The organism is Micropruina sp. (assembly GCF_027492755.1).
GTDB lineage: Bacteria > Actinomycetota > Actinomycetes > Propionibacteriales > Propionibacteriaceae > Micropruina.
In genome coordinates this window covers 1-8698 of record NZ_JAPUED010000160.1, presented here as the reverse complement: position 1 = coordinate 8698, position 8698 = coordinate 1, and the positions used below count along the sequence as shown (strand labels likewise).

Sequence of the window (8698 nt, the reverse complement as noted above, 5' to 3'; positions counted from 1 at the left end):
GGTCTCGACAAGCTCGACCAGCGGGTGACCGGGGCAGGGCGTCGGCCACGTGAACGGCGGGTGACGGGTTCCGCTGCCCGGCGTGCCGCGCGTCCGGATCGCCCGTCGGCTGCTTACAGTGCAAGTGCGGTCACCCCAATGATCGTCCAGGAGGAAACGATGCGTCGTTTGACCCGCACCGGTCGAACCCGCGGGCCACTACCAGGGCCCGAACTTCCCGGCTGACACAACTATGTGGGCCGGCGGGGGTGCAGCGTCGGCCTCAGGACAGGACCGCTCGTGCCCCGTACAGCAAGCAGTTCCCGCAGCTTCGTCACCACCGCCGCCGATACGTCGGTGCGGACCTATGTGATCGACACCTCCGTCCTGCTCAGTGACCCGCACGCCGTGCGCAATTTCCACGAGCACGAGGTGATCGTGCCGATCGTGGTGGTCACCGAACTGGAGGCGAAACGGAACCATCCCGAGCTCGGCTACTTCGCCCGGACGGCGCTGCGTTACCTCGACGAGCTCCGGCTGGCGAACGGACGGCTCGATCTGCCGCTGCAGGTCAATGACGACGGCGGCACCCTGCACGTGGAACTCAACCACTCCGACCAGACCGTGCTGCCGCACGGCTTCCGCCTCGGTGACAACGATTCGCGCATCCTCGCGGTGGCGTTGAACTACTCCGGCGAGGGACGCGATGTCGTCCTGGTCAGCAAGGACGTCCCACTGCGGGTGAAGGCGTCCGCGGTCGGCCTGGCGGCGCAGGAGTACCTGCACGAGCAGCCCATCGACACCGGCTGGACGGGCATGGCCGAGGTCGAGGTGGAGCGGGCCAGCGTTGACGCCCTGTACGCGTCCGGCACCGCGCTCATTCCGGAAGCCGTCGACCTGCCCTGCCACAGCGGTGTGGTGCTGCACACCTCCGGCTCCACCGCGTTGGGCAGGGTGTTGCCGGACGGCGCCGTGAAACTGGTCCGGGGCGATCGAGACTGCTTCGGCATCCACGGACGCTCCGCCGAGCAGCGGGTGGCGCTCGACCTGCTGCTCGACCCGGCGGTGGGCATCGTCTCCCTCGGCGGCAAGGCCGGCACCGGCAAGTCTGCGCTCGCGCTGTGCGCCGGGCTGGAGGCAGTGCTGGAGCGTCAGTTGCACTCGAAAGTGATCGTGTTCCGTCCCTTGTATGCCGTCGGCGGCCAGGAACTCGGCTACCTGCCGGGTGCGGAGGGCGAGAAGATGGCGCCCTGGGCGCAGGCCGTGTTCGACACCCTCGGCTCGGTGACCAACCGCGAGGTCATCGAAGAGGTGATGGCCCGCGACCTGCTCGAGGTGCTGCCGCTCACCCACATCCGGGGACGTTCGTTGCACGACGCGTTCGTGATCGTAGACGAGGCTCAGTCGCTGGAGCGCAATGTGCTGCTCACCGTGCTGTCCCGGATCGGCCAGAACTCCCGGGTGGTGCTGACCCACGATGTCGCGCAGCGCGACAACCTGCGGGTCGGACGCCACGACGGCGTCGTCGCGGTCGTGGAGAAGCTCAAGGGTCATCCGCTGTTCGCCCATGTCACGCTGACCCGTTCGGAGCGTTCACCGATCGCCGCCCTGGTCACCGACCTGCTGGAGGACATCGGCATCTAGCACGCGCCGATCAACGCAGTCACATGTTGGTTGGTTGAGCTTGTCGAAACCCCTTGCCGGCCGGCACGTCCCGGGTTTTCGACAAGCTCGACCAATGAAGGTCCGTGCTTCCCAATCGCTGACCGAGACCAACGGACCGTCATCCCGGACTTGATCCGGGATCTCGACCGGCCGGTCCACACGGTCCGACAGAGAGATCCCGGCGTTCGCCGGGATGACGGCGAGTTCAGACGTGCGCTGCCGATTCGACCGCGGCCTCCGAGGCGGGAACCAGCCGCGCCAGGCAGAGTTCCGGCTCGACCCATGGCCGCAGCTCGGCCACGGTCTCACTGGCGTCCCCGGCGGCCAGGTAGCCCCGCATCATGCCGAGATGGATCCGGCACACGGTGGTGTCGCCGCCCAGGGTGAGATCGCGGAACGGGCAGCGGACGATCTCCAGGTTGCGCTCGCCGTCCACCTCAGCAACCCGTGAACTGAGGCCCAGCGAATTGACGGCAGCCACCAGTGCTGCGGTGTCGGGGAGTTCGGCTTCGGAGTCGGCGAGGGAACGACCCCAGGATTCGCCGATCCGCTCGGCGATCGGATTGTCGGGAGAATCGTTGTCGCGCAGATAGCCGAGTATCGCCTGCACCAACGAACGGTAGGGATGGTCGGTGACCGGCGGGACGGTCGGAGCGGCGGTGAACAGCACCCTCGGCCGCCCCTGGACACCGCGATGTTCGACCACCCGGCGCACCAGGTTGGCAGCGAGGAGCCCATCGAGGTGGAAGCGCACGGTGTTCGGGTGGAGGGCGAGGCTGTCGGCCAGCACCTCGGTCGAGGTGGGGTCGGGCAACTCCTGCAGGTGCGCGAGAACTCGCCGTCGGGTCGGTCCGAGCCGATCCGGGCCATGGTCAGGCACGGTGGACGAGGTCATCACCTTCCATGATGGCACCACCGCTCACCCCGTGGATGACGTTTCGCCCCGCCCCGGAGTCTCTCGCGTACCCTGTGGGCATGACGGTCGAGGTGCGTACGCCGCTGGTGCTGGCGGATACGCATGGCCGTGTCGCCACCGACCTGCGGGTGTCGCTCACCGACCGCTGCAATCTCCGTTGCACCTACTGCATGCCTGCGGAGGGCTTGCCCTGGCTGCCCGGCGAGGAGGTGCTGACCGATGCCGAACTGCATCGGCTGATGACGATCGCGGTCGAATCGCTGGGTATCACCAAGATCCGTTTCACCGGCGGCGAGCCGTTGCTGCGCCGGTCGCTGGAACAGATCGTGGCGGACGCCAAGACCTTGCGTACCCGCGCCGGCAGCCCCCCGGAGCTGTCCTTGACCACCAACGGCATCGGCCTGGACAAACGAGTGTCCGCCCTTGCCGAGGCCGGATTGGACCGGGTCAACGTGTCGCTCGACTCGCTGGATCGGCAGCGTTATGCGGCTCTTGCCCGGCGCGACCGGCTGGATGCCGTGCTGGCCGGGCTGGCCGCGTCCGAAGCTGCCGGATTGCTGCCGGTCAAGGTCAACAGCGTGATCATGCGTGACGTCAACGACGTCGACGTCGTGCCGCTCGCGCAGTTCTGTCTGGAGCGCGGCTACCAGCTGCGCTTCATCGAGCAGATGCCGCTCGGGCCGCGACATGAATGGGACCGTTCGAAGATGGTCACCCAGGCCGAGATCCTGAAGCGGCTCGATGAGCGGTTCACGCTGCGGCCGGCCGCCGAGCCGCGCGGCGCCGCGCCCGCCGAACTGTGGGAGGTGGTCGCGGACGCCTCGCAGCCGGGCGGGCGGATCGGCGTCATCCCCTCGGTGACGGCACCCTTCTGCGGCGCCTGCGACCGCACCCGGATCACCGCCGACGGGCAGATGCGCACCTGCCTGTTCTCGCGCACCGAGACCGATCTGCGGACGCCGTTGCGCGACGGTGCCTCGGACACCGAACTCGCCGAGATCTGGGCGGGTGCCCAAGCCCGCAAGGCGGCAGCGCACGGAATCGGTGAACCAGGCTTCGTGCCGCCGGTCCGCACCATGAGCGCCATCGGAGGTTGAGGATTGTGAAGATTCGGTACTTCGCGGGTGCGGCAGATGCCGCGGGTGTCGCTGAAGAGACCGTGGACGCCGAGTTCGAGGTGACGGTGGCCGACCTGGTCGAGCAACTGGGCTCCGACCGCGAGCGGCTGGCCAAGGTGCTCGCCGTCTCCACCGTGCTGATCGACGGCCAGGCGGCCCGCTCCCGCACCGAGTTCGTCGCGCCGGGCGCCCAGGTGGACGTGCTGCCTCCCTTCGCCGGCGGATAGTCGCGCTTCTCGCTGGTCGAGCTTGTCGTCGGTCGAGCTTGTCGAGGCCCGTTCCCGCCACCGACAAGGCGTGGTTTCGACAGCTCAACCAGCGGTGCCCAGGGAGGCGGGTCCAGTCACGTCATCCCCGGCTTTCAGCGGGAGGGATCCCGGATCAGGTCCGGGATGACGATGGGAGGGCTTTGGTCAGCGTTTCCTTAGGTCAGCCGGGGCCGCAGGTCTGTGCCGGCAGGTCGAAATCCAACCCCGCCAACTCTGGCCCTGACAAGGGGGTATGCGGTATCCTGAAAGACCCCCCAACGGCGGTGGGGCGCCGGGTTCGGCGCTGGGCATGCCCGGGGCGGACGATGCGTCGTCCGGTTCGGCTGCCTCGGCGGAGCGCGTTTCCCCACCGCCGGAGTTCAGTGCCGCTCGCATGTTCTTCGAGGCCCCAAACGACCCCGCGTCCCGTTGAGGGTTGAGTCCCGTCCGGATCAGATCAGTGGCCACGGCCAGGCGTGACCGGTCTCATCGATGGGCAGGATTCCGGCGTCGAGCACTCTCTGAGTTCGGCGTCGCAGTGCGCGCACCTCGCGCTCGTCGAGCAATTCGGCGATCTGATCGGGGACAGCGTCCGCGAGTGGCGCCAGGTCGGTCAGGATGTCGGGGGCGATGGGTTCGCCGGCGAAGTCCCAGATCACGGTGCGCAGCTTGTAGCCGGCGGCGAAACACAGGCCGTGGTCGATCGCCCAGATGCCGCCGTGCTCGTCGGTGAGCACGTGGCCGCCCTTGCGGTCGGTGTTGTTGCTGACCACATCGAAGACCGCCAGCCGACGCAACCGCTCGTGGGCCTCGGGTGACTCGCGGACCAACCGGAAGTAGTGCATCGCCGGATCGCACTCGATGAACCACTGCAACGAACCCACCCCCAGCGGAGCGTCGGTGCGAATCACGGTGGGCGGCACCAATCCCCAGCCCAGGGCGGCGTCCAGCAGGTAGGCGGCACGTTCGCGCCGGTACAGGCCCGGTTCGAAATCCCAGAGCGGCCGTTCGCCGGATTCGGGTTTGTAGATCGCCCAGGTGTAGTCGTCCTCGTGGGTGACCTCGACGACGAAGGTGGCGTTGCTGCTCTCCACGACGCGGCCGACGAGATTGATGGTGCCCTCGCTGAGCAGTGCCTCCTGCTGGGCGGTGTTCACTGACCCAGCGGCCCGTCGGTCGAATTGACGCTGCGGACGACGGGTGCACCGTGAGCGGGCCAGTCGATCACCGACACCGAGCCGGTACCGACATCCATCCGCTGGAAGTGATCGAGGTGGGTGCCGACCGCGTGGGTGAGCAGCGCCTTGATCGGGTCGGCATGTGAGAAGCAGGCCACCGTCTGCCCACGGTGGGTGGCCCGCAGCCGTTCCATCAGCGTGATCATCCGGGTCTGCAGTTCGACGAAGCTCTCGCCGCCGGGAAAGCGGAAGGTCGACGGTGCCTGCTGCACGGTGCGCCAGTCGCGAAGCTTGGCCAGTGCGGTGAGCTGTCTTCCCGTCCACTCGCCGAAGTCGCACTCCAGCAGGGCGGGCTCGATCACAGCCGTCAGCCCGGTACTCCGCTCCGATGGCTCGGCGGTTTCCCGGGCACGTTCCAGCGGTGAGCTGTAGATCGCGCTGAGTCCGACGTCTGTCAGCCGTCGGGCCACGGCCTCGGCCTGTTCGCGGCCACGCTCGGACAGATGCAGTCCAGGAGCACGTCCCGGCAGGATCTGTCCGGTGGTCGGTGTCTGTCCGTGGCGCACCAGCAGCACCCGGAAGGTTTTGGGCGACGGCACGCGACGAGCGTACTCGGGGCAGGCGTGTGTCGGGTCGGGGCAGCTCGGTGGGTGGCCGACGCACAAGGATCCGGATCGGGCTGGTCTGTTCCGGCCAGATCCGGATCCTTACTTGCGGTCGGGGGCTTGTCTCCCCGGCGAACGGCCTCGCTGCGCGTTGAGTACGGCTTCGCGGGTGAGTGATCTCACCGGTGCGGACTGGCGGAGCCGCCCGTTTCGTTGTTACGGGTGGATGCCAGGTCGAACTCCCGGTGCTCTGGCATCTTGTGCTCGGGGTTAGCGTGAGGACGTGACCGAACGCCCCACCATCGCAACCGTTGCCGAACTGCGTGCCAGCGGGCACGTGCAGAAGGGTCTTCGTGAAGAGATCCGTGACAATCTGCTGACCGCGCTGGCCGCCGGAGAGAACCCCTGGCCCGGCCTGCACGGCTTCGACCGGACCGTGCTGCCGCAACTCGAACGCGCCCTGATCGCCGGGCACGACGTGGTGCTGCTGGGGGAGCGCGGGCAGGGCAAGACGCGGCTGCTGCGCACCCTGGAGGGCCTGCTCGACGAGTGGACGCCGGTGATCGCGGGCGCCGAGCTCGGCGAGCATCCCTACGAGCCGATCACCGCCGAATCGCGGCGCCGGGCAGCCGAGCTGGGCGACGACCTGCCGGTGGCGTGGCGGCATCGCTCCGAGCGGTATTCGGAGAAGCTGGCCACGCCGGACACCTCGGTGGCCGACCTGATCGGCGACGTGGACCCGATTCGGGTTGCCGAGGGACGTCGCCTAGGCGATCCGGAGACCATCCACTTCGGGCTCATTCCCCGTAGCCACCGGGGCATCGTGGCGATCAACGAGCTGCCCGACCTGGCCGAACGCATCCAGGTGTCGATGCTCAACGTGATGGAGGAGCGCGACATCCAGATCCGCGGCTACGTGCTGCGGCTGCCGCTCGACGTACTGGTGATGGCCTCGGCCAACCCCGAGGACTACACCAACCGTGGCCGGATCATCACCCCGCTCAAGGACCGCTTCGGCGCCGAGATCCGCACCCACTACCCGCTGGAACTGGCCGACGAGGTGGCGGTGATCCGGCAGGAGGCCCAACTGGTCGCCGAGATCCCCGAGGTGCTGCTCGAGATCCTGGCCCGCTACACCCGGGCGCTGCGCGAGTCGCCGGCGATCAACCAGCGTTCCGGCGTCTCCGCCCGGTTCGCGATCGCGGGCGCCGAGACGGTGGCCGCCGCGGCGCTGCACCGGGCGGTGGTCCGGGGCGAGACAGATCCGGTGGCCCGGTTGGTCGACCTGGAGACCGCGGTCGACGTGCTGGGCGGCAAGATCGAGTTCGAGGCCGGCGAAGAGGGCCGTGAGGAGGCGATCCTCAGCCACCTGCTGCGCACCGCCACGGCCGAGGCCGCCCGGGCACATTTCCGCGGCATCGACCTGGGCCCGCTGGTGGAATCCCTCGACGGCCAGACCACCATTGTCACCGGCGAGCAGGTGACCGCGTCCGAGTTCCTGGAGGGGCTGCCCGAGGCCGACGGCGTCTATGACGAGATCGCCGAGCGGTTCGACGCCGACAACGCCGGACGGCGGGCCAGCGCGATCGAGTTGGCGCTGGAAGGCCTCTACCTGGCCCGCCGGATCGCCAAGGACTCCGACGGCAGCGAAACCATCTACGGCTAGGACCACCATGCCCCGCAACCGCGCCTCGCGTTACGGCCGCTACGCCGGCGGCCCGGATCCGTTGGCGCCGCCGGTCGATCTGAGCGAGGCCTTGGCCCAGATCGGCGACGACGTGATGGCCGGCTACAGCCCCGAGCACGCCCTGCGGGAATACCTGCGCCGCGGTAGTGCCGGACGCGAGGGGCTGGACGACCTGGCCCGCCGGGTCAACGCGCGGCGCCGCGACCTGCTGAGCCGCTACCGGATGGACGGCACCCTGCAGCAGGTCAAGGAGCTGCTCGACCATGCGGTCGACGCCGAACGGAAACAGCTGCTTCGCGACGCCATGATGGATGACGACGACCGCGCCTTCCGCGAGCTACGGCTGGACAACCTGTCGCCCTCGACGGCCGCCGCGGTCAATGAGCTCACCGACTACGACTGGGCGTCCGCCGAAGCCAGGCAGGACTACGAGAAGATCAAGGATCTGCTCGGCCGCGAACTGCTCGACCAGCGGTTCGCCGGCATGAAGCAGGCCCTGGAGAACGCCACCGATTCCGATCGGGCGGCGATCAACGCGATGCTCGACGACCTCAATGAGCTGCTCGACAAGCATCGCCGCGGTGAGGACACCCCCGAAGACTTCGATGACTTCATGGCCAAGCACGGCGACTTCTTCCCGGAGAACCCACGCAACGTCGAGGAGCTGATCGATGCGCTGGCGCAGCGTGCCGCGGCCGCGCAGCGGCTGATGCGCTCGATGAGCGCCGAGCAGCGCGAGGAGCTGATGCGGCTCTCCGCGCAGGCGTTCGGCTCGCCGGAGTTGATGGCGCAACTCGACCGGCTGGATTCGTCGCTGCAGGCGTTGCGGCCCGGCGAGAACTGGACGGGCGGCGAGCAGTTCACCGGCGAGGAGGGGATGGGCCTGGGTGACGGCACCGGTGTGCTGCAGGACCTCGCCGAGCTCGATTCGCTCGCCGAGCAGCTCGGCCAGAACTACGGCGGTGCCCGGCTCGACGATCTCGACCTGGACGCTCTCAGTCGGCAGTTGGGCAGCGAGGCTGCGGTCAACGCCCGCACCCTGGCCGAACTGGAGAAGGCGCTGCGCGAGGGTGGTTTCCTGCGTCGCGACGGCTCCGGTGACCTGCGGTTGTCGCCGCAGGCGATGCGCCGGCTCGGCAAGGCGCTGCTGGCGGAGGCCGCCAAGCAACTCTCCGGACGGCAGGGCAACCGGGACACCCGGCTGTCCGGCGCCGCGGGGGAGCCAACCGGGGCATCGCGGCCGTGGCAGTTCGGCGACTCCGAGCCCTGGGACGTCACCCGGACGATGCTGAACGCGGCGAC

General features: G+C 68.7%; 7 protein-coding genes and 1 pseudogene. 5 read left to right on the top strand and 3 right to left on the bottom strand.

Features of this window, described 5'->3' with window-relative positions:
- Positions 1-279: 279 nt before the first annotated feature.
- Positions 280-1623 (top strand): PhoH family protein, encoded by a 1344-nt coding sequence (locus Q0066_RS11355; RefSeq protein ID WP_298132972.1) that lies wholly within the window; start codon positions 280-282, stop codon positions 1621-1623.
- A 226-nt stretch (positions 1624-1849) separates the two neighbouring features.
- Here Q0066_RS11355 and Q0066_RS11350 read toward each other — a convergent pair whose 3' ends face one another.
- Positions 1850-2539 carry a helix-turn-helix domain-containing protein gene (locus Q0066_RS11350; protein WP_298132970.1) on the bottom strand — a complete coding sequence of 230 codons (690 nt, stop codon included), beginning with the start codon at positions 2537-2539 and terminating at the stop codon, positions 1850-1852.
- Between the two features lie 80 nt (positions 2540-2619).
- On the opposite strand from Q0066_RS11350, the gene moaA reads away from it, so the two are divergent.
- Together moaA and Q0066_RS11340 are read left to right on the top strand one after the other, a co-directional pair.
- Positions 2620-3657 (top strand): GTP 3',8-cyclase MoaA, encoded by a 1038-nt coding sequence (gene moaA, locus Q0066_RS11345; RefSeq protein WP_298132969.1) that lies wholly within the window; start codon positions 2620-2622, stop codon positions 3655-3657.
- A 5-nt stretch (positions 3658-3662) separates the two neighbouring features.
- Positions 3663-3905: a MoaD/ThiS family protein gene (locus Q0066_RS11340; RefSeq protein WP_298132967.1), complete on the top strand. Its 243-nt coding sequence runs from the start codon at positions 3663-3665 to the stop codon at positions 3903-3905.
- Positions 3906-4378: 473 nt separating this feature from the next.
- On the opposite strand, the gene Q0066_RS11335 is transcribed toward Q0066_RS11340, so the two are convergent.
- Together Q0066_RS11335 and Q0066_RS11330 are read right to left on the bottom strand one after the other, a co-directional pair.
- Positions 4379-5083: an SCO1664 family protein gene (locus tag Q0066_RS11335; RefSeq protein WP_298132965.1), complete on the bottom strand. Its 705-nt coding sequence runs from the start codon at positions 5081-5083 to the stop codon at positions 4379-4381.
- Positions 5080-5703: a histidine phosphatase family protein gene (locus Q0066_RS11330; protein WP_298132963.1), complete on the bottom strand. Its 624-nt coding sequence runs from the start codon at positions 5701-5703 to the stop codon at positions 5080-5082. The genes Q0066_RS11335 and Q0066_RS11330 overlap by 4 nt, the downstream gene beginning before the upstream one ends.
- 289 nt (positions 5704-5992) lie before the next feature.
- On the opposite strand from Q0066_RS11330, the gene Q0066_RS11325 reads away from it, so the two are divergent.
- Both Q0066_RS11325 and Q0066_RS11320 read left to right on the top strand, forming a co-directional pair.
- Entirely contained in the window at positions 5993-7375 is a 1383-nt protein-coding gene (locus Q0066_RS11325; protein ID WP_298132962.1) for a magnesium chelatase, read from the top strand.
- A 7-nt stretch (positions 7376-7382) separates the two neighbouring features.
- Positions 7383-8698 (top strand): annotated as a pseudogene (locus tag Q0066_RS11320) (hypothetical protein); the annotation flags it as partial.

Bases quoted from the DNA above. Each gene is read 5' to 3' on its own strand.
- Q0066_RS11350 (WP_298132970.1), bottom strand. From the start codon at position 2,539: ATGACCTCGTCCACCGTGCCTGACCATGGCCCGGATCGGCTCGGACCG.
- moaA (WP_298132969.1), top strand. From the start codon at position 2,620: ATGACGGTCGAGGTGCGTACGCCGCTGGTGCTGGCGGATACGCATGGC.